Origin of the sequence: Chrysanthemum yellows phytoplasma (assembly GCF_000803325.1) — a bacterium.
GTDB lineage: Bacteria > Bacillota_I > Bacilli_A > Acholeplasmatales > Acholeplasmataceae > Phytoplasma > Phytoplasma asteris.
In genome coordinates this window covers 1-20,092 of record NZ_JSWH01000077.1, presented here as the reverse complement: position 1 = coordinate 20,092, position 20,092 = coordinate 1, and the positions used below count along the sequence as shown (strand labels likewise).

Below are 20,092 nucleotides of genomic sequence, written 5' to 3'. Positions count from 1 at the left end.
GTTGAAAATTTTTATTTTTGCCACCTTTTTAATTATTTTTTGTCTCTCGTTTTGTATTATTTTTATTTTGTGATTTTCATTTATTAATTTAAAAGTAAAATTACTAACTACCCCAAAAGAAAGCCAAGGTTTCATTTTTATGAATAAAACAAACCGTTTTTTTGAAAAAGTAAGCAGTTATCAAAATCAAGGAATCAACCTTCCCCAACGTCAAACCAAATTCAGCGCTGGTTATGATTTTGAAGCAGCCCAAAGCATGGAAATCCCACCGCAAACAGTCATTTTGGTTCCCACAGGAATTAAAGCATCTTTTCCTTGGAACGAAGTTTTATTAATTTATGTGAGGTCTTCTTTGCCCTTGAAAAAACAACTAACCCTTGCCAACGGCGTGGGAGTAGTCGATAGTGATTATTATAATAATTTGCAAAATGAAGGTCATATTTTTATTGCCTTGTATAATTTTTCTAAAAACCCAGTTAAAGTTTGTAAAGGCGAAAGAATTGCACAAGGAATTTTTCAACCCTTTTTTCAAATTACCCAAGAAAAAGAAAATAATTTTGCCAGAAAAGGCGGTTTTGGTAGCACAAAGTAACAAAATTGTATCCAAATCAACAAAAACATTGTTAAATGGTTTTAAATATGGTAAAATATGTTAGGAAAAAAGTTATTTATTTTTATTTTTATTATTTCAAAAACATTTTATTGTTTGTTCTTTGTTCTTGGTTTTTAATGCATTTGTTTGTTTGTTGCCGTTTTTGCTACTAGGCAAACCATTTTGCCCGTCAATTTTGATTATTTAATTATTTTTTTAATTGTTATATTTGTGATTTATAAATTTATAATTATCAAATAATTATTAAAACGCCATTTTCCTTCCCCAAACAAACTTGCAAAAAAGCTTTTATTTAATTATAAGGGATGTATAAATGCATTGCTCAAACATTTTTGACACAATTAAAAAATTTAGCAATTTAGCAATTTGGAACAATATTTGCAAATAGAAATAAAAACTTGATGATGCATCATCATTTTGGATCAATTTTGATACACAATTCACAATTAAAAAATGTATTAAATAGTTAAAATGCAAAAGCCCAAACACAAACAAAATTATCATTTATTTATTTATTTATTTTTTATCATAATTTAACACAATATTTCAAAAAATATCAATTAAAATAAAAAGGAGTTTTTAATAACAATGGCAGTAGTTACAACAAAACAATTATTAGAATCAGGAGTATATTTTGGTCATGCCACTCGCAAATGGAATCCCAAAATGAAACCCTACATTTTTACTTCTAGAAATGGCATTCACATCATCAACTTGAAAAAAACCTCAGAAGAAATTGAAAAAGCTTATCAAGAATTGCTAAACATCATTACTTCAGGCGGCAAAGCTTTATTTTTAGGCACTAAAAAACAAATTCAATCAGCGATTAGAGAAGAAGCGCAACGTTCACAACAATACTACGTGGATCATCGTTGGTTAGGTGGCACATTAACTAATTTCAAAACTATTTTAAAAAGAATCGAATTACTTCATTTGCTCCACAAACAAGAAGAAGAAGGACTTTGGAAAAAACTTCCTAAAAAAGAAGTAGTGCAATTAAAGCGTAAAAGAGACAAATTAGAAAAATTCTTAGGCGGCATCAAAGACATGAAAGACTTGCCTCAAGCTATTTTTGTTGTTGACCCAGAAAAAGAAAGCATCGCAGTTGCCGAAGCGCGCAAATTAGGAATCAAAGTTTTTGGAATTGTAGACACTAACTGCGACCCTGATTTAGTAGACTACATTATTCCTGCTAATGACGACGCTATTAGAGGAGTGAAATTAATTATTTGGTTAATGGCTAATGCTTGTGTTGAAGGCACTGGTGGCGTTGCTGAAAAAGCAGAAACTTTTGATGCTAAAAACCCATTAAAACCTCAAAATTACAATGCCCCTAACAAACGTCCTTACCAAGATTCACCAAGAAAACCATCTTACCAAAATCAAAATCAAAACCAAATATAATTAAACTTTTTTTGGTCCTTAACTAACCAATACGCAATTTTTATTTTTACAATTTATAATTAAAAGTAATTAAATCATTAAAATTTAGAATGGAGCAACAAATGAAAATTACAGCCGAAATGATTAAGGATTTACGTCAAAAAACGCATGCTGGAATGAAGGAATGTCACAAAGCTTTACAACAAACTGAAGGTAACATCGAAAAAGCCATCGTGTTTTTAAGAGAAAAAGGCATCATTAAAGCAGCTCAAAAACAAGGACGTGCAACTTCTGAAGGCATCACTAATATTGTTTTTGATGGCAATAACGCTTTTTTATATGAAATCAATTCTGAGACTGATTTTGTTTCCAAAAACGAACATTTTCAACAATTAGTAAAAGTGCTTGGAGAAATTATTTTAAAAAACCAATTATCTAACGCCAAAGACCTTTTAGCCTTTAATTACCAAAATAAAACCGTTCAAGAATTATTGTTAGAAAAAACCTCAGTTTTGGGCGAAAACATTACTCTTAAACGTGTTTTAAAAGTTACTAAAAAGCCTCAAGAATCTTTTGGAACTTACAAACACCAAGGCGGACGTATTTCTGTTTTGGTAGTTTTAAAAAACGACTGCCCTTCTGTATCAGAAGACATAGCGATGCATATAGCTGCTTCCAAACCGCAATTTTTAACTCCTGACAAAGTAGATCCTACATTTTTAGCAGAAGAAAAAAAGATTTTACATAAACAAACTGCCAAAGAATTATCCGACAAACCCGCACAAATGATAGAAAAAATTGTTGAAAATCGTTTAGGCAAAATGTTAAAAGACATGTGTTTATCAGAACAACCTTTTGTCAAAAATGCAGATCAAAAAGTAAAAGATTATCTTAAAGCCAACAACACTGATGTAGTTTCTTATGTGCGTTGGGAAATGGGCAACTAATAATTCAAAAATCTTTATTTCATACTTTATTTAACAAACTCAAATTTAGACTCTTTTAAAGATGTTGCAGATGTTTATGAAGAAAGGTTTTGTGGATGCATAAAAAAATTCTTTTAAAATTAAGTGGTGAATCCCTTAAAGGCGAATCTTTATACGGAATTGACCCTCGCACCATTAAAAAAATTGCTTGGGAAATCAAAGAAATCAAAGATTTAGGAGTCAAAATTGCCATCATTGTAGGAGCAGGTAACCTTTGGCGTGGACGCACTGGTGAAGAACTGGGTATGGATCGTTCTCAGGCAGATTATATGGGAATGCTTGGAACTATCATGAATTCTTTAGCTTTGCAAGATGCCTTAGAACAAACAAACACCATCACACGCGTGATGACTGCCTTTCCTGTTTCTTCGGTAGCCGAACCCTATATTCGCCGTAAAGCTATTCGTCATTTGGAAAAAGATAGAGTAGTTATTTTAGGTGCAGGGGCTGGTTCTCCTTACTTTTCCACCGACACTGCTGCTGCCCTAAGAGCTGCTGAACTAAACATTGATGTTATTTTAATGGCTAAAAATAATATTGAAGGTGTTTACAATAAAGATCCCAAAAAACATCAAGATGCCGTTTTAATCAAACACATGAAACACCAACAAATCTTATCTCAAAGACTGGCAGTTATGGATATTACAGCCGCTTCTCTTTGTTTAGAAAATAACATCGATATTTTAGTTTTTAATATGTTAAAAAAAGGTAATATCAAAAAAGTTGTACTCAAAGAAGGCAACATAGGTACTGTTATTAGTTCAAAAGGAGAATAAATATGCAACAACTTGCCAAAGATATTCTTGCGTCGTTAGAAACTAAAATGACTCAAGCCCAAGAAGTAATGTTAAAAAACTTTTGCGATATTCGCACTGGAACTGCTAATCCTAATATTTTAGATAAAATTACTGTTAATTATTATGGAGCACCCACTTTTTTAAAAACGTTAGCCTCTATTAGCGTTTCTGAAGGCAACCAACTCAACATCAAACCTTACGATAGCACTTTAATTCCTAATATTAAAAAAGTTCTTTTGGCATCTAATCTAGGAATCACTCCTCAAACTGATGGTTTAGTTGTAAGACTTGTTTTCCCCAAACCAACCGAAGAGAGAAGAAAAGCTTTAATGAAAGAAGTAGAGCAACTAGCAGAAAAGACCAAAGTAGCTATTAGAAACGTGCGTCGCGAAGGCAATGACAAAATCAAAAAAGTTGAACTTACTAAAGATTTAGAAACTTTTTATTTAAATCAAATTCAAACATTAACTGATAAAAACATTAAACTTATTGAAAAACACACCACCACTAAAAACACTGAATTATTAAAAGCTTAAAATGATTTCGTTTTCCAAATACAACAATTTTACCCAATTTTTACCTTTCGCTTTAAAAAAAGGAGGTTTATATGATAAAAAAGAGAATAATAACAGGGGCCACCTTAGTTTTATTTTCTTTTTTCTTTTATTATTATGCCCCTTTAGAAATCAAATTTGTAGTTTTTGCCCTTTTAGCAATAAAAGCAGTGCAAGAAATGTTTTTTATACTCAAACATCCCAAAGATAACCAAAAACAGACCTTTATTAAATTTGGGTTAGTTGCCACTTCTACTTTATTATTTTTTACAGTTGTTTGTTTGATGTTGTATCCAAATATTTGTCAAAATCAAAACTTAATAAAAGACGCAAAACAATTAAACTTTTTATTCCTTAATAAAGACACATTTGTATCCCTAACAAAATCAACTCCCTCGAACCTAAATTTTTTCCTTCTTTTATTCTTACCTTTTGTGTTAGTTTTAATAATGCTAGTTTTTTTACCTTTTTTGCAAACTAAAGATGTAAGCAAAACCTTTCTTATCACCTTTTATATTGGTTTTTTGATGGCTTGTCTTTTTTCTTTGTTTTTCCTGCATTGGCATTATTTGCTTTTGTTTTTTTTAGCAGTTATGCTCACTGATTCTTCTGCTTTTTTAGCACGTTTCCCGCGTTTTTGCCCCTTTTTAGGAACAAGACCCCTAGCTTTTCACCTAAGTCCTAAAAAAACTCAAAAAGGTGCTATTTTAGGCACTTTTGGCTCTACTATAACAGTTTTGATGGTCTTTTTATTTATTGATTGCAACTCTTGCATTAGTTTCCCCATCTATGCTTTTTTAATTTCTATTATTTCTCAAATTAGCGATTTGTTAGCTTCCAAATTTAAAAGAGATTATGGCATCAAAGACTTTGGAAGTTTCCTTCCAGGTCATGGTGGTTTTTTAGATAGGTTTGATTCTTGGCTTTTGAGTTCTTTTTTTGCTCTCATACTCTTTAATTTACCTTTTTAAACAAATCCAAACTACCATATTTATTTATATTTTTTCAACATTTAATCTTTTTGCCCTTGCCTTGTTATGATATAATTTTATTTGTAAATGTTAATATAAAATAATAACTCTTTTCGCGTTTTTCCTTTCTCTTTATCACAAATTTAAATTCAATATTTTAAAACTTTTTAACAATTTCCATTTCAAAAATATTGATTTAAAAAATTAGTTCAAATTTGTCCACCATCTATTTTTTGTAAAAAAATATTAAAGGAGTAATTTATGAATTACAAACCAAGACCAAAAGTGATTGCAGGTAATTGGAAAATGTACAAATGCAAAGACGAAGCCCTGGAATTCATCCAAAAAGTAAGCTTGCAAGTTCCTGACCAAACCCAAGTCCAAACTTTAATTTTCCCCCAACTTACCTTATTAGATTCCTTAGCACAACTCCAAGGCACTAATTTACAAGTAGGGGCCCAAAATATGTTTTATGAATCCGAAGGCGCTTTTACTGGCGAAGTTTCACCACAAAATTTGCTTTCATTAGGTGTCAAGCACGTTTTATTAGGACACAGCGAAAGAAGAACTTTTTTTGGAGAAACCGATCAAACAGTTAATCTAAAACTTTTATCAGCTCTCAAACACAAATTAGTTCCTACTGTTTGTGTGGGCGAATCGCTTCTTACCAAGGAAAATAACCAAACCCAAGTTTTTTTAGACCAACAATTAACCAACATTTTTGCAGGTGTTCCAGAAGAAGCATTACAAAACATCATCATCGCTTATGAACCGGTTTGGGCAATTGGTACAGGCAAAAGTGCAACTCCCCAAGATGCTAACAAAGTCATTGAACAAATCAGAGACAAAGTCACTGCACTTTATTCTTCCCAAGCATCTTGTGCCATGAGAATTATTTACGGCGGTTCAGTGTCTGTTGCCAACATTAAAACCATTTTAGAACAACCCGCTATTGATGGCATTTTAGCAGGAAAAGCTTCCCTCCAAACTGAGGATTTTTTATTTTTTGCTCAAATAGCAAGCAAACAAGCCTTAGCTTCCACTAAAGATATTTTTCAAAAAAATGATTGTCCTTTTTGCTGTTAATTCCAATTTACAATTAGGAAAATAAGACAAACATTTAGCAAAAGTTTTTATTTTAATTTGCTACAATTAATTAATTCATCCCCTTTTTTTCTAATTTCATTTTTGCATTTTTTCTTTCATTTTTGCATTTCATCATTTTTTGTGTTTCTCAAATACGATAGGATAATAGGAGTTTCAAATGAAACAAAAAAAAGAATCTTTATTTATTTTTGATATTGATGGCACCCTTTTAAGTTCTAAATATAAAAAAATCTTTCCCCAAACAATCAAAGCCATCCAAACTTTAGCCCAAAACCCTGATAATGTTTTAGCAGTTGCCACAGGAAGAAACATTAAAAGAATAGATGTTTTAGGCAATTTACTACCTTATTTCAAACATTTTGTCTTTTTTAACGGCGGTCTTACTAAATATTTTGATAAAGTAATTGATGATAGACCTTTTAAAAAAGAAGTAGTCAAAGAACTAATCGCAAAAGCCCATCAAGCGAAAATTCACATAGGTCTTACAGGAATGACACAAGAAATTGTACCAAGCCCACAAGACTTAATTCCGCCTTCATTAGGAGAACTTTACTGCACTAATAAAAAATCTGTAGTGGACCCTGAATTTCATCTGCACAACAATGTTTATCAAGTGTGGTTATTCGAACCCAACAAAGAAAAATTGCAAAATTTTCTTAAAGATTTGAAAGATTTGCAAGCGTATTATTGGAGAACTAATGGTGGTGTTGATTTGGTGCCTCAAAGTGTGAATAAAACTTGTGGTATTAAAAAATTAAAAGAACTTTACCCCCATCATCAATTAGTTTGTGTAGGGGACGGCTATAATGATGTTGAAATGCTTAAATTAGCTGATGTAGGCATCGGATTGGAAAACACCAATTGCCAAGAAATAAAAGATAATTGCAATCTTTTAGCTCCTCATATCGACGATGATAAATTCTATGATTTTTTAAAACTACACCATTTAGTTTAATTTTTTCTTTTGGATTTTGATTTTAAAACAGCATGAATTTTTACTTACTTTTATAATTTTTATATTTTTTTCTCTGTTTTGTGATTTTAAAACTGTTAATTTGCATTCCTTTTGACCAAAAATAATATATTTTGTTTTTTGCACTTATACTTGCAAAACTACCCAGAATCCTAAATTATTTTTTAGTCCAAAAGCCAATTAACAAACCTCATTAATTACAATTTAGATGCAAATCTAAAACCAAAGAAAGGATTAAGTTAAATGTTAACTTCCGATAAAAATGTTATTTTAAAAGCGCATCAACAAGAATACGCTATAGCTCAAGTAAATATTAATAATTTAGAATGGACCAAAGCTGCTTTACAAACTGCCGAAGAACTAAAATCACCTGTTATTTTAGGAGTATCCGAAGGAGCTGCGAAATATATGGGAGGGCTTAAAACAGTCGTTGCAATGGTAAGAGAACTAGACGCCTTTTATAAGGTTTCTGTCCCTGTTATTTTGCATTTAGATCACGGTTCTTATGAAGGTGCTAAACAAGCCATGGAGGCAGGATTCACTTCTGTTATGTTTGATGGCAGTCATTATGATTTTGCCCAAAATTTAAGTAAAACCAAAGAAATCACCGAGATATGTCACCAAAAAGGACTTTTAATAGAAGCAGAAGTTGGGGGCATCGGCGGCGAAGAAGACGGCATTATTGGTCAAGGAGAAATTGCAGATCCTCAAGAATGCAAACAAATTGCTGATTTAGGTGTTGATATGCTTGCTGCTGGAATTGGTAATGTGCACGGTAAATATCCTGATAATTGGACAGGACTTGATTTTAGTGTTTTTGCCAAAATTAGAGAACTTACCAACAAACAAACGCCCCTAGTACTGCACGGAGGCACTGGTATTCCTGAAGACATGATTAAAAAAGCTATTTCTTTGGGAGTAGTAAAAATCAACTTCAACACTGAATTTCAATTAGTTTTTGCCCAAGCTACTAGACAATACATTGAAGAAAAAAAAGATTTAACAGACAAAGGCTTTGATCCGCGTAAGTTATTAAATCCCGGCTTTTTAGCTATTAAAGAATTAATGAGACATAAATTAGCTCTTTTTGGTTCAATCAACAAAGCTTAATTATTGAATATCAATATTTCCCAATTTTAAATCTTTCCCTTAAGAAAATATAGCTACAATTATAAAAAATTTCTTTTTTACATTTTAGAGAAGAAAGGTCCAAAATATGGCAAGTTCTAATACAAATATGAACACCAACAATACCATAGTTATTGTGTTATTAGCAATTAAAACACTTGTACCTATTGTTGTGGGTATTTTAGCCTTGCGCAGTTATTTTAAAGGCAAAAAAATTGAAACTAAACGTTGTTTTATTAAGTGGTTAATTAAAGATATTAAAATTAGGTTAACTGAATGCGATAATTTTAAACTAAAAGAACAGTTTTCTTTAAAAATTCAATTTATTGTGGAAAGAATTGATGATTTTGAAAAGCAACAGTTAATGGGAGGCAAAATGTTTTTAACTTTTGTAATAGGAGCTTTTACCAATCGCAAATAAAACCTTATAGAAGGCGAACTTGACCAATACTTAGAAGAACTAAATGCCATTAAAGACGAATTGCCAGAATCAACAATTGAAAAAATTAAAAAACATAAACGATAAAATAATACCAATATTTAAAAATTATTATTCCTCTAAACGATGGATAAAATAAATAAAATAAAACAACAAAAAAATAAAATTAACCATTCAAACAAACTATTTACTAATTTAGATAAAAATAACTTAAAAATAATTAATATTTCCTAAGTGAAAGGCATAAATGCATGACAAAATCCTTAACTAATATGAATATTACAAATAAAAAAGTTTTATTGCGAGCAGACCTAAATGTTCCTTTAGAAAACAGCGTTATCACAGATGACAACAGAATTAAGGCTATTTTACCTACTTTAAAATATTTAGTTCAGCAAAAAGCTAAAGTTATTATTTTTTCTCATTTGGGACGCGTTAAAACTGAAGCTGATAAAGCCCATTTTAGCTTGCAAGTGGTAGCTGAAAAAATTTCTTTTTATTTACAACAAAAAGTAAAGTTTGTTCCAGAAACTCAAGGCAACACCTTAAATCAAGCTGTTGGCCAGATGCTTCCAGGGGATGTTTTAGTGGTCCAAAATACTCGTTTTGAAGATGTTCCTTTCAAAAAAGAAAGTAAAAACGACCCCGAATTAGGCAAATATTGGGCATCTTTAGGTGATTTTTTTGTCAATGATGCTTTTGGTACATGCCATCGCACCCACGCTTCTAATGTAGGTATTGCAACATATATCAAAGAAAAATGCTTTGGTTTTTTGGTTGAAAAAGAAATATCTTTTCTCAAAAAAATTGTCCAAACTCCTCAAAGACCTTTGGTTGCTGTTTTGGGTGGCTCCAAAGTATCTGACAAAATTGGAGTTATTCGTAGTCTTTTGCAAAAAGTTGATGTTCTTTTGATAGGTGGAGGAATGATCTATACTTGTCTTAAAGCCAAATGTTTTAACATAGGAACTAGCTTGTTAGAAGCAGACAAAATCCCTTTAGTAAAAGAATTATTAGCTTCTCCAGAAGGCAAAAAAATCGTTTTACCTAAAGATTTTGTTTGTGGCAAAGAATTTTCGCCAACAACACAAGCAGCTGTTTATAGTTATGATAATATTTCTGATGATGTAATGGGACTTGATATCGGACCTCAAACAATTGAACTTTTCAAAACGTATTTACAAACGGCTCAAACAGTTGTTTGGAATGGTCCTGTAGGAGTGTTTGAATTTGAACAATTTTCTAAAGGAACCAAAGCTTTAGCCGAAACAATAAGCAATCTTTCGCCCAATACAACTACCATTATTGGTGGTGGCGATAGCGCTGCTGCAGTCTTTAAATTCGGTCTAGATCAAAATTTCAGCCATATTTCTACGGGTGGAGGCGCTTTTTTAGAATTTTTAGAAGGAAAACCAATGCCAGGGCTTGCATGTATGGAGAAACTGTAATCACAACTCCCCTATTTTTATTTTATTTTTTGATCATTATTATTCTTCAAATTACCAAATATTACAAACATCACAAAATAAAACAATCCACATAACCAACAAATAGATCCATCATTTACATTAAAAAAGGATAAAAAAAGAAAAAGAGGTTTAATTAATTATGAAAGTTAAAGTAGCAATTAATGGTTTTGGGCGTATCGGTAAATTAGCCTTTCGTCTTGTTTTTGGAAATCCTAAATTTGAAGTAGTAGCTATCAATGATTTAGCAACTTTAGAAACTATTTCTTATTTATTAAAATACGACAGCATTCAAAAACCTTACAAATTAGACGCTGTTAGTTTTGAAGACAACTATTTAGTAGTTGAAGGACAAAAAATTCCTGTGTTTCAAGAAAAAAATCCTCAAGATTTACCTTGGAAAAAACTAGGAGTAGATATTGTTTTAGAATGTACAGGTTTTTTTACTAGCAAAGAAAAAGCAGCTCTTCATTTAGAAGCTGGAGCTAAAAAAGTGTTAATTAGTGCTCCTGCTACTGGGGATGTAAAAACAGTTGTTTACAATGTTAATGACCAAATACTTACTAAAGAAGATGCCATTGTAAGCGGGGCTTCTTGCACTACTAACTGTTTGGCGCCCGTTGTTAAAGTCTTAAATGACAACTTCGGCATCAACCAAGCTTTTATGACTACCGTTCATAGTTACACCAGTGACCAAAGTTTAATTGATCAAAACCATCCCAAAGGCATTTGGACACGTCGCGGTAGAGCTGCAGCCTTTAATATGGTGCCAAGTTCTACTGGAGCTGCCAAAGCTATTAGTTTAGTTATTCCTGAATTAAAAGGAAAACTGGATGGTACAGCAATTAGAGTTCCTACAATTACAGGCTCTTTAGTTGACCTTACCGCAGAACTGACTCAAGAAGCTACTACAGAAGCCATCAATGAAGCTTTCAAAAAAGCTGCTAATGGAACCCTAGCCTACGTTACAGATCCTATTGTTTCCTCAGATGTTATTGGAACAAGTTATGGTTCTTTATATGATTCTCACACTTTGCAAGTCCTCAAAGAAAAACCTAAATTTATTAAATTAATGTCTTGGTATGACAATGAAATGAGTTATGTTAGTCAATTAGTAAGATTGCTTCACAAAGTAGCAACTTTAGTTTAATCCTTTTTGAATCTATCTTTATTACAAATGAAACTCCTTAGACCATTTTTTTGAAAGTGGTCTATTTTCTTTATTCTCTCCTTTGCAACCCTTCAAAAATATTGTTATCACCTTATTATTAATTAAATTTATTATCAATATCTTTTATTAATGATTTTCTATTGGCGATCATCCCACTATTTTTTCTCCACTTTTTTCCCTTAGTTTATATTTTTATTTGCAACATTATATTATTATAAAATATTATCAAAACCAATAATTATTCCCTTGCTAAAAATACCCCCCCTTCACCTTTATTTTATTTTTTTACCCCAATTATTACTTTGCCTGATGAAAAGTAATTTTGATATTTCTTTAGAAAGAAATTAATCTCATATGCTAAAAACCAACAACAAAGAAACAAAAGTTTTTTTCTCCCCCTTGCAAAAACACATTATTGCTTCTACTTTTTTAGGATTCACAATTGTGTTAGAATTTGCTTATGATAAGTTAGGGATTGCCAAAATGGGAGCAAATATTGGCTCTTTTATTAAAGTTTCTCTCCTTCCTTTAATTTTAATTGGTTTTTTATTGGGCAAAAAACATAGCTTTCTTTTTTGTACTCTTTATGCCTTATTTCATCTATTTAAAGCTATTTTTTTAAGTGAATCCACCAATATTTTAGTTTATATGCAAGCCCAACAAATGCGACCCTTACAACAAATTGCAGTTTTACTTTTGGATTATCTTTTAGTTGATTTATCTTATAGTCTTTCTTTTGTTTTTTATACCCCTAATTTAAAATATTTTGATAATTATAAAAGCATTTTACTTAATTTATTAATAGTTTTTACCTCTGTTTTTGCTTTTAAATGTTTGGCTTCTTATTTTATTTGGTTGCCCCTTATTGCAAATAAACAAAATTATTTCCCCTTTTTAGCTCCCCTAATCAACTACCCTATTATTTGGTGTTTTTGTTATAATTTAATCCCCGTTTTTGCTACTTTTATCTTTATTTTTATTTTTTTATTTTTCTTAAATCCTAGAATTAAAACTTACCTTAACTATTATAGATAATTTTTACCCCCCTCCTCTTTTTTCCTCAATGTTGTCAAAAAACATTTTATTAATTCAATATAAATAATAAAATTACATACACAAAGAAAAGAGAAAAACTATGCATAATAATTACTATTTCCAACTTTTAAATCAACCCTTTGTAGCTTTTGTGCCACCCCTTCTTGTCCTATTTATATTTTCCTTATTGCTATTGTGTTATCATTTTTTATTAAAAGCTAGTATGTTTGTACCCATTTTAAATAAAGGAACTACATTTGAAAAAGTTTTTAGGAGATATTTATAAATGATATTTATTAGCCTTATCAAATAAGAATTTTTTTAATTTCAGTATTATTTTACAATTTATTCCCCGTTTATTATTTCTTTTTCTTCGATGTTGTCAAAGAACATTTTATTAATTTAATATAAATAATAAAATTACACACACAAAGAAAAGAGAAAAACTATGAATAATAATTTTAATCGCAATCAAAAACTTTTAAGACAAAAATTATCCTAACTTCTTTTTTAACTTCCTTATCTATTGTTTTATCTAAAATACTACAAATTATATTCCCAGATAAAACAACATCTTTTCCAGGGTTTCATTTTATTCATATAGATGTAAATATTCTTGTCTATGTGCGTTTTTTACCTTTAATTGTAATGTCTTTTTATGTTCCTTGGCATCTTTCTTGCCTGGGTGCTTGTTTGGCTGAAACAATTGGATATTTTGTAGGATATGGTTATGAATTTTGTTATCAGTTTGAACTGATTGCTAATTTAGCTTGTGTTTTATCGTTTGGATTATTACCTGGTTTGTTGTTAAGACACCAAGATAATTTTTTAAAAATGTATTTAGTTGTTGTCCTGTTATCAGCTTTATATCAAACATTATATTGGTATGTAATGTTAAAATGGTGGTGGACAGCCGAAATAAATATTTTTTCCCAAGATATTACCATCCAACAAATTGCAACAACTATGGTAAATAAAGGGCTCTTTATTGCTTTGCCCCTTGTCTTTGTGACTTCCTTTTTTGTAGTTATCCTTTTAAAAGAGCTGTTTAAAAGATTGCAATTTTTAGCAGATACTTACGAATTTTATAAGAAATAATCAAATTTATTAGTTTATAATTAAAATGTAGTTATTCGACAATAAAATATTTTTTCAAACTAACATAAATAAAATTCAACTTGCCACACCGTTGCTATTTAGATATTTTTCATAAAAATTAAAAAGATAGGATTAAACCAAAGTGAAATTTCAAGATTTTGAATATCAAAGAGTGGATATTGCTCAAAACAAACAAACTATTTTGCCTATGATAGAGGCTTTTTTGGATGCTTCCTTACCAGAACAAATTAAAATTATTAACCGTCTTAATTCATTAATGGATGAAATTAATTCCATGTTTACTTTGGCAGAAATTAGGCATAGCCTAGATGTAAAAGATACTTTTTATCAACAAGAAAAACATTTTTGTGACCAAAATGCCCCTTTGCTAACCGAATTACAACATCAATTTAGCCAAACTATGGTAAAAAGTAAACATTATGACGCCTTAGTACAAGAATTTGGGCCCCTGTTATTTGACCAAACCAAACTATTTTTAAAAACATTTGACCCTAAAATTATTCCTTATTTACAAGAAGAAAAAACTTTAACAACCAAATATCAAAAATTAATTTCTGATCCTTCTGTTGCTTTTGAAGGCAAACTTTATAATTTAAGTCAAATGGCTCCTTTTTTGGAATCGTCCCAAAGGCAAACTAGAAAAAATGCCCAATTAGCTGTTTCGCAATTTTTTGCTAAAAATGAGCAAGAATATGACCTTATTTATGACCAATTAGTCCAAACACGAACCAAGATGGCTCAAATATTGGGATATTCCAATTTCGTTGCCTTAGGTTATGATCTTTTAGGACGCACTGATTACGATGCTAACCAAATTGCAGATTATCGCACCAACATTTTAAAATATGTTTTGCCGTTTTATACCATGACTCAAAAACGTAAATCCAAACGTTTAGGTATTGCTAAATTGGAAAGTTATGACAAAAGTTTTAATTTTTCAAGTGGCAATCCCAAACCTCAAAGAGGAGTTGATTTTCAGTTAACCCAAGCAAAAAAAATGTATCATGCAATGTCTCTCCAAACCAAATTATTTTTTGATTTTATCTTAGAAAAAAATCTATTAGACCTAGATAGCAAACCCAACAAAACAGGCGGTGGATACTGTACTTACCTTCCTAAATATAGCGCTCCTTTTGTTTTTGCTAATTTTAATGGCACAAGTCATGATGTAGATGTTTTGACTCACGAAATAGGACACGCCTTCCAAGTTTATCAAAGTCGTCATTTAATTCCTGAGTATCGTTGGCCTACTTTTGAAGCAGCTGAAATTAGTTCTATGGGAATGGAATTTTTAGCTTATCCGTGGGTAAAAGATTTTTTTGCCCAAGATGTAGACAAATATCAATTTCTACATTTATCCCAATCCCTTAATTTCTTACTTTATGGTGCTTTAGTGGATCATTTTCAACATGAAGTTTATCAAAATCCTCAAATGACTCCTGCTCAAAGAAAAGAGTGTTGGCGTAATTTGGAAAAAAAATATTTGTTGTTAGAAACTTATGAAGGCGATCCTTTTTTAGAAAAAGGTACTTTTTGGTTCCGTCAAAGCCACATTTTTTCTACTCCTTTTTACTACATTGACTATACTTTAGCCCAAGTTTGTGCTTTAGAAATTTGGCTTTTAAGCAAGCAAGATTATTCCAATACTTGGCAAAAGTACTTAAAATTATGTCAATTAGGCGGTTCACAAACTTTTTTAAACCTTTTAAAAACTACAGGACTTACTAATCCTTTTGAACCTAATCACTTAAAAAACATTGTTTCTTTTGTAACTTGTTATTTGCAAAAAATTGATGATACTAAATTTTAATTACACCATTTTATAACAATTTTTCACTCCTTCCACAAAAACTCAATCTTATTTTATATCTTATATTACGATTTGCGATTCGTTGCAAAAGTGGTTTTGCCTTTTTCAAACTAACCTCCCCTCGAAATAAACCAACTACCTCAAAAATGCCCCATCAAAACTACCAAACAAACAAAGAAAGAAAGAAAAATTTAAAGTTATGATATCTATTCAAAATTTAACTTTTTATTACGGTTGTAATCCTATTCTCAAAGACCTTAATTTAACCATTCAAAATAATTCTTGGGTTTCTATTGTTGGTCATAATGGCTCGGGAAAATCTACTTTAGCCAAAATTTTAGTAGGGCTGCTTTCTTGTACCAAAGGACAAATTTTAATTGACAATATCGTTTTAAATGAAAAAAATTTGCCCCTTTTGCGACCTAAAATAGGTATGGTTTTCCAAAATCCTGATTATCAGTTTACAGGACTTACTGTAAGAGAAGATATTGCGTTTGGATTGGAAAATTATAATGTTTGTAGAGAAGAAATTATAGCCAAAGTTTGGCAATATGCCAAAATGGTAAAAATAGATGATTTATTGGACACAAACGTGAATCAACTTTCAGGGGGACAAAAACAACGTGTAGCAATTGCCTCCATTTTAGCGATGGAGCCCGAAATTATTATCTTTGATGAAGTAACTTCTTTTTTAGATCCTCAAGGCGCTTTGGAAGTGCAAAAAATTATTCAAAACATTAAAAATAAAATTTTGATTACCATTACTCATGATTTAGAGTTTGCTGCCAAAAGTGATGAAATTATTGTTCTTGATCAAGGAAAATTAATTACCCAAACCCCACCCCAAAACCTTTTTCAAGACCCTTTATTTTTGCAACAATATAAATTGAAACCTCCTTTATCATTAGAGCTTTACTATGAAATTTTAAAAGACAGCACCACTAAAAACATTAAAAATAATCAAATGTTAGAAAATTTAAAGGATATTTTATGGCAATACAATTTGAAAAAGTAAACTTTTATTATAAAAACCCACCCCACCCCCCCCAAAAAACTACTGCCACTTTATCTGACATTAATTTAAAAATCAATTCTCAAAATGAATTTATTGCTTTAGTGGGGAAAACCGGTTCAGGCAAATCGACCTTAGTGCAATTAATGAATGCTTTGCTTACCACAAATATAGGAAAAGTAACAGTTTGTGGCACTACCATAACTTCTAAAACAAAAAAAGAACTCTTAGTGCCCTTGCGCCAAAAAGTAGGTTTAGTTTTCCAATTCCCTGAATATCAATTATTTGAAATAACTGTTTTAAAAGATGTAATGTTTGGTGCTGAAGTTTTTTTAAATAACAAACAACAAGCCCAAAAGCAAGCTTTCAAAACTTTAGAACAAATCAACATTCCTCACGCTTTACATCAAAAATCTCCCTTTCAAATTAGTGACGGACAGCAAAGAAAAGTCGCTATTGCAGGTATTTTAGCCATGCAGCCTGATATTTTAATCCTTGATGAACCTACACGTGGTCTTGATTTGGAAAGTAGCTCTGATATTATGGATTTTTTACAAATTTTGCATCAAACATTTCACAAAAATATTATCATTATTACTCATGATATGAATTTGGTTGCCCAATATGTAAAACGTGTTTTGGTTTTGTCTCAAGGAAAATTGCTTTTTGATGGCACAAAAGAAACTTTTTTTGAACACCCCCGATTTGAGCAATTTAACTTAGATATTCCTGATACTTTTAAAATTTTAAAACATTTAAATCAAACTTTAGGAATCCCCTTTCAAGCACACTATTGTTTTAGCACCCTTGCCCAATATTTAAAAGAATTTTATTGTTAAAAGGTATTATTGATGAAAAATAATGATTTTACAAATAATAATTTATCCCACCCCTCTTTATCGCGTTGTTTTTTGTACCAACTCCATCCTTCTATCAAAATTCTTGCTTTTGTGTTGCTGTTAGTTTTTATTTTAAAACTGCCCATTAATGTTGAAAATATTGCTCCAAATCAAGTTTTTATTTTTGCAAACCCCAAACGCATCACTTTATTTTATCTTTTTTGTGTGGTAGCTTTAATGAGCCTTTGTTTCTTTTTTGGAGTAACTTGGAGTTATTTTTGGCAAAGAATTAAACATTTAAGATTTGTTTTTATTATTTCTTTGGTAATAAATTTAGTTCCTTCGGAATATACTTCTTTTAATGCTTTTATGCGAGCTCAAATTCCTATTTTAAGTTATGATGCCATCCATTCTTTTTGGTTGTTTTTAATATGTATTTTATTGTATAATTTCACTAAAAAATATATTCTCTTTAAATTATCTTATTTGTTATTTTTGCTTTTGTGCGTCTTTGTTATTCCTTCGTATTTTCCTTCCAATATACAAGAAATTTTGGGTTGCAAACCTAAAAATTATATATTGCAAACGACTTCTTTTCTAAGAATTTGTTTTATTATGACAAGATTGTTTTTAATTGTGATGTTGTTTTTTTTATTCAATAAAATAACTTCTTTTATCGAAATTCAAGATGGTCTAGATATTATTTTGTCTCCTTTAAAAAAACTCAAAATTTCTACTGAAACTTTTACTTTGATGCTTTCTTTAATTTTTATGGCTAATTCTTTTTTATTGCAAGAAACCAATAAAATTTTAAAAGCTCAGACAGCAAGAGGCATGGATTTGCACAAAAAAAATATTTTTAAAAGAATTAATCATCTTTTAGCCTTATTGGTTCCTATTTTTGTGTTGGTTTTTAAAAGGTCTTTGGTAATTTCTAATGCTATGGAAGTAAGAGGTTATGTTTTGGGAGCTCCTCGCACCAAAATGATTACTTATCGTTGGAAAATGCTTGATTTTATAACCATAACTACCATTTTTGCTCTATTGTTTATCAAATAAATTCGTATTTGTAAATGCTTTTATAAAACATTTTGTTTTTCCAATAATTACATTGAATGCCCAAAAATAAAAAAAGAAAAAGGTTGTGCCCAAATGAATCAAAAGTTAGGATTAAAAGACCAAGATCAAGAAATCTTTGATCTTATTGAACAAGAAAAAATTAGACAAAAAGAAAATATCTTATTAATTGCTTCGGAAAATTTTGTTTCTCAAGCAGTATTAGATGCCCAAGGAAGCATTTTGACTAACAAATATGCAGAAGGTTATCCTCAAGCTAGATATTATAATGGTTGTAAAAATGTAGATCAAATAGAAAAAATTGCCATTCAAAGAGCAACCAAGCTGTTTGGTGCTAAATATGCAAACGTCCAACCTCATTCAGGTTCACAAGCCAATATGGGAGCATTTCAAGCCTTATTAAAACCTGGTGACAAAATTTTAGGATTATCTTTAATGGATGGAGGACATCTTACTCACGGTCATAAATTAAGTTTTTCTGGTGGTTTTTATGAAGCTCATTTTTATAATGTCAATCCCCAAACTGAAATGCTTGATTATGATGAAATTCGTAAAGTTGCCTTAAAAGTTAAACCTAAATTAATTATTGCAGGATATTCGGCTTATTCTAAAACTATTAATTTTAAAAAGTTTCGTCAAATTGCTGATGAAGTTAATGCCTATTTAATGGCAGATATTGCCCATATTGCAGGTTTAGTTGCTTGTGGGCTTCATCCTTGTCCCTTTGAAGCTAACGCCGATGTTGTTACTTCTACTATGCACAAAACACTGAGAGGACCGCGTGGAGGTTTGATTTTAACCAATAAAGAAGAAGTATTTAAAAAAATAAATCGTGGTATTTTTCCAGGTATTCAAGGAGGACCTTGTATTCATACTATTGCAGCTAAAGCTGTTGCTTTTCAAGAAGCGATGATGCCTTCCTTTAAAGAATATCAAAAGCAAGTTATCAAAAATGCAAACACCTTTGCTAAATCCTTCCAACAAAAAGGTTATCGCATTGTAAGTGGAGGCACTGATAATCATTTATTTTTAATTGATGTTAAACATAAAAATCCTGAGTTTACAGGATCCAAAATTGCAAACATGTTAGAAAAAATAAATATTGTTGTCAACAAAAATACCATTCCTTTTGATCAAGAAAAACCTTTTGTGACAAGCGGTATTAGAATTGGCACACCTGCTATGACAACAGTAGGTTTTAGAGAAAATGATTTTATTTTAGTTGCAGATTTGATGGACAAAGCTATCAATCACTTGGACGACGAATCTTATTTAGCCCAAATTAAACAACAAGTTTTGGCTTTATTAAGTAAATTTAATAAGTAAAAAACAACATCCCTATTTTCAAACATAAAAATAATTATTTTGTAATCCTACATTTTTTCTTTCCTAATTCCATTAACAAAATATTAATAAAACATTAACAAAAGACTCCTTTTTATTAAGGGGTCCTTCCTTTTTTATGTAACAATTTTTGCCACCCCCCAAAACTTTTTTATTTTGCAACAAACATCCCATTTGTCAAAGTCACACCCATAAAAACATTAGCAAATAAACTCTGCTTTTGCTTATTTAAACCCAATTTATCTTTATATGTAATTATTGTTTTTTT

19 protein-coding genes are annotated in these 20,092 nt (G+C 30.6%); all 19 read left to right on the top strand.

Annotation, left to right across the window (positions count from 1 at the left end; genetic code table 11):
• Positions 1-139 precede the first annotated feature (139 nt).
• The 19 genes from dut to glyA all read left to right on the top strand — a co-directional run bounded on the left by dut (position 140) and on the right by glyA (position 19,806).
• Complete coding sequence (gene dut / locus OL66_RS01005) at positions 140-592, top strand: dUTP diphosphatase (RefSeq protein WP_034172107.1); 453 nt, start codon at positions 140-142, stop codon at positions 590-592.
• 609 nt (positions 593-1,201) lie between these two features.
• A complete protein-coding gene (gene rpsB / locus OL66_RS01000; protein ID WP_011160540.1) occupies positions 1,202-2,017 on the top strand; it encodes a 30S ribosomal protein S2 in 816 nt (271 codons plus the stop codon).
• Between the two features lie 101 nt (positions 2,018-2,118).
• On the top strand, positions 2,119-2,943 hold the full coding sequence (gene tsf, locus OL66_RS00995; RefSeq protein ID WP_034172106.1) for a translation elongation factor Ts: 825 nt from the start codon (positions 2,119-2,121) through the stop codon (positions 2,941-2,943).
• A gap of 89 nt (positions 2,944-3,032) precedes the next feature.
• Positions 3,033-3,758, top strand: a complete 726-nt coding sequence (gene pyrH / locus OL66_RS00990) for a UMP kinase (protein WP_084066009.1) — start codon at positions 3,033-3,035, stop codon at positions 3,756-3,758.
• 2 nt (positions 3,759-3,760) lie between these two features.
• A complete protein-coding gene (gene frr, locus OL66_RS00985; RefSeq protein ID WP_011160543.1) occupies positions 3,761-4,315 on the top strand; it encodes a ribosome recycling factor in 555 nt (184 codons plus the stop codon).
• A gap of 71 nt (positions 4,316-4,386) precedes the next feature.
• Complete coding sequence (locus tag OL66_RS00980) at positions 4,387-5,304, top strand: phosphatidate cytidylyltransferase (protein ID WP_011160544.1); 918 nt, start codon at positions 4,387-4,389, stop codon at positions 5,302-5,304.
• Between the two features lie 261 nt (positions 5,305-5,565).
• A complete protein-coding gene (gene tpiA, locus OL66_RS00975) occupies positions 5,566-6,390 on the top strand; it encodes a triose-phosphate isomerase (RefSeq protein WP_034172104.1) in 825 nt (274 codons plus the stop codon).
• A 178-nt stretch (positions 6,391-6,568) separates the two neighbouring features.
• Positions 6,569-7,366, top strand: coding sequence for an HAD-IIB family hydrolase (locus tag OL66_RS00970; protein WP_011160546.1), 798 nt, complete (start codon positions 6,569-6,571; stop codon positions 7,364-7,366).
• A gap of 261 nt (positions 7,367-7,627) precedes the next feature.
• Complete coding sequence (gene fba, locus OL66_RS00965; RefSeq protein WP_034172103.1) at positions 7,628-8,494, top strand: class II fructose-1,6-bisphosphate aldolase; 867 nt, start codon at positions 7,628-7,630, stop codon at positions 8,492-8,494.
• Positions 8,495-8,600: 106 nt separating this feature from the next.
• A complete protein-coding gene (locus OL66_RS00960) occupies positions 8,601-8,933 on the top strand; it encodes a hypothetical protein (RefSeq protein WP_034172102.1) in 333 nt (110 codons plus the stop codon).
• A gap of 269 nt (positions 8,934-9,202) precedes the next feature.
• Complete coding sequence (locus OL66_RS00955) at positions 9,203-10,399, top strand: phosphoglycerate kinase (RefSeq protein ID WP_034172101.1); 1,197 nt, start codon at positions 9,203-9,205, stop codon at positions 10,397-10,399.
• A gap of 160 nt (positions 10,400-10,559) precedes the next feature.
• A complete protein-coding gene (gene gap, locus OL66_RS00950) occupies positions 10,560-11,567 on the top strand; it encodes a type I glyceraldehyde-3-phosphate dehydrogenase (RefSeq protein WP_034172100.1) in 1,008 nt (335 codons plus the stop codon).
• A gap of 375 nt (positions 11,568-11,942) precedes the next feature.
• Positions 11,943-12,623 (top strand): hypothetical protein, encoded by a 681-nt coding sequence (locus tag OL66_RS00945; protein WP_034172099.1) that lies wholly within the window; start codon positions 11,943-11,945, stop codon positions 12,621-12,623.
• Between the two features lie 624 nt (positions 12,624-13,247).
• Entirely contained in the window at positions 13,248-13,721 is a 474-nt protein-coding gene (locus OL66_RS00935; protein ID WP_034172097.1) for a hypothetical protein, read from the top strand.
• 142 nt (positions 13,722-13,863) lie between these two features.
• Complete coding sequence (locus tag OL66_RS00930; RefSeq protein WP_034172096.1) at positions 13,864-15,552, top strand: M3 family oligoendopeptidase; 1,689 nt, start codon at positions 13,864-13,866, stop codon at positions 15,550-15,552.
• 199 nt (positions 15,553-15,751) lie between these two features.
• Positions 15,752-16,567, top strand: coding sequence for an ATP-binding cassette domain-containing protein (locus OL66_RS00925; RefSeq protein WP_034172095.1), 816 nt, complete (start codon positions 15,752-15,754; stop codon positions 16,565-16,567).
• Positions 16,543-17,403 carry an ATP-binding cassette domain-containing protein gene (locus tag OL66_RS00920; protein ID WP_034172094.1) on the top strand — a complete coding sequence of 287 codons (861 nt, stop codon included), beginning with the start codon at positions 16,543-16,545 and terminating at the stop codon, positions 17,401-17,403. The genes OL66_RS00925 and OL66_RS00920 overlap by 25 nt, the downstream gene beginning before the upstream one ends.
• A 12-nt stretch (positions 17,404-17,415) precedes the next feature.
• Positions 17,416-18,462, top strand: coding sequence for an energy-coupling factor transporter transmembrane component T (locus OL66_RS00915; protein ID WP_238568776.1), 1,047 nt, complete (start codon positions 17,416-17,418; stop codon positions 18,460-18,462).
• 93 nt (positions 18,463-18,555) lie between these two features.
• A complete protein-coding gene (gene glyA, locus OL66_RS00910) occupies positions 18,556-19,806 on the top strand; it encodes a serine hydroxymethyltransferase (RefSeq protein ID WP_034172093.1) in 1,251 nt (416 codons plus the stop codon).
• Positions 19,807-20,092 lie beyond the last annotated feature (286 nt).